General features: G+C 72.4%; 2 protein-coding genes. Both read left to right on the top strand.

All coding sequences use genetic code 11. From position 1 onward, the window contains the following. Positions 1-159: 159 nt before the first annotated feature. The gene (locus ACFYVR_RS05165; protein WP_387470234.1) at positions 160-537 is read left to right on the top strand and encodes a DUF3817 domain-containing protein; all 378 of its coding nucleotides are present in this window, start codon (positions 160-162) and stop codon (positions 535-537) included. 198 nt (positions 538-735) lie between these two features. Continuing rightward, on the top strand, positions 736-1,632 hold the full coding sequence (locus tag ACFYVR_RS05160) for a tetratricopeptide repeat protein (RefSeq protein ID WP_387470232.1): 897 nt from the start codon (positions 736-738) through the stop codon (positions 1,630-1,632). The last annotated feature ends 131 nt before the right edge of the window (positions 1,633-1,763 follow it).

Here is a 1,763-nt window from a genome sequence, read left to right as displayed (position 1 = left end):
AACTCGGCCGCCGCGGCGGCGGTGTCGGTGCCGCGGCCCTGTGCGGTGGCGGCGGTCAGGGCGACGCCCTGATCATCCGCGTCCCGAAGAAGTAGCGTTCACTACAGGGCGTCGTAGATCACAGTCTGCGGCGCCCTGCCCTCGGGCACAATGGAGCGCATGCCGAAGATTTTCGACGTGTCCACTCCCGCGAAGCGGTTCCGCCTGGTCGCCATCTGGGAGGCCGTCACCTGGGCGATCCTGCTGGTGGCCATGTTCTTCAAGTGGGTACTCGGCTTCGAGGAGGCCGTGCGGATCCCCGGCATGATCCACGGCGTCGCCGCATTCATCCCCTTCGTGATCATCTCGCTGCTCACCGCGCGCTCGCTCAAGTGGAGCCTGGCCACCACGTTCTGGGCGCTCGTGTCCAGCGTTCCGCCGTTCGGCTCGGTCGTCTTCGAGCGTTGGGCCGTCACCAACGGCAAGCTCGGGGAACTCTCCGCCCCCGCAGCCGCCACGACGACCCCCACCCAGGATCGCGAACTCGACGCGGTCTGATTCTGCCGAGCATCGCCCCCGGATCATCCCGGTCCGGGGGCGCTGTCGTGTTCCGGGCACCGCGACAACGCCGCGGCGCTGAACGTGACCACCCGCGGCCGTGACATGAGGGCGTACCCGTGCCTGTGACAAACTGGCAGCGTGACTCGACCCGGTTCCCGTCAGCCTGCACGCCCGTCCGCCGCGATGGCGGCTGCCATGTCCGGTGCAGTGGATCTGTCCGGACTCAAGGACCGTCCGCAGCCGCCGCCGGCGTCGGCGGCCGCTGTACCCGCTCCCGGTGACGGTCCGGCCACCGGTCTCGCTCCGGTCGTCGACGTCACCGAGGCGACGTTCGAGGCCGAGGTTCTCGAACGGTCCACGCAGGTCGTCGTCCTCGTGTCGCTGTGGTCGCCACGCAGCGACGCCAGCGTCGCCTTCAACGCCGAGCTCGACGCGCTCGCGCAGGAGGGCAACGGGACCTGGGTGCTCGCGAAGGTCGACGTCGACGCGAACATGCGGATCGCCCAGGCTTTCGGAGTGCAGGCCATCCCCACCGTGGTCGCTGTCGCGGCCGGGCAGCCCCTCGCGGACTTCCAGGGAGTGCAGCCGATCGAGCAGGTGCGCGGTTGGCTCGGCCAGGTTCTCGCCGCGACCGCGGGCAAGCTGTCGGGCCCGCCCGTCGAGGGTGCCGAGCCCGAACCGGAGGATCCGCGGTTCGTCGCCGCGGAGGATGCGCTCGCCGAGGGCGACCTGGACGCCGCCGAGGCCGCCTACCAGGCGATCCTCGACGCGGAGCCGAAGAACGCGCAGGCACTCGCCGCGCAGCGTCAGGTGCGGTTCCTGGCTCGCGTGCAGTCGGTCGCGCCGGATGCCGTCGCCGCCGCCGCGGAGCGGCCCGCCGATGTCGCGGCGCAGCTCGACGCCGCCGACGCGCTGCTCTACACCCAGCAGCCCGAGGACGCATTCACCCTGCTGATCGATGCCGTCAAGCGTTACGTCGGCGACGACAAGACCGCTGTGCGGACCCGACTTCTCGAGCTGTTCGAACTCTTCGACCCCGCCGATCCGGTCGTCGTCGCCGCGCGGCGGAAGCTGGCGTCCGCGCTGTACTAGCGCCTTCAGCGCAGTGGTGGGGGGGGGGGGCGGGGCGGGGGGGGCGCGGGGGGGCGGCGGGGGGGGGGGGGGGGGGGGGGGCGCCGCGGGGGGGCGGGGGGGGGCGGGCCCCCCCCCCGGCGGGGCGCCCC

The organism is Rhodococcus sp. NPDC003318, assembly GCF_042879035.1.
Taxonomy (GTDB): domain Bacteria; phylum Actinomycetota; class Actinomycetes; order Mycobacteriales; family Mycobacteriaceae; genus Rhodococcus_G.
This window is presented reverse-complemented; position numbering and strand designations above follow the sequence as displayed.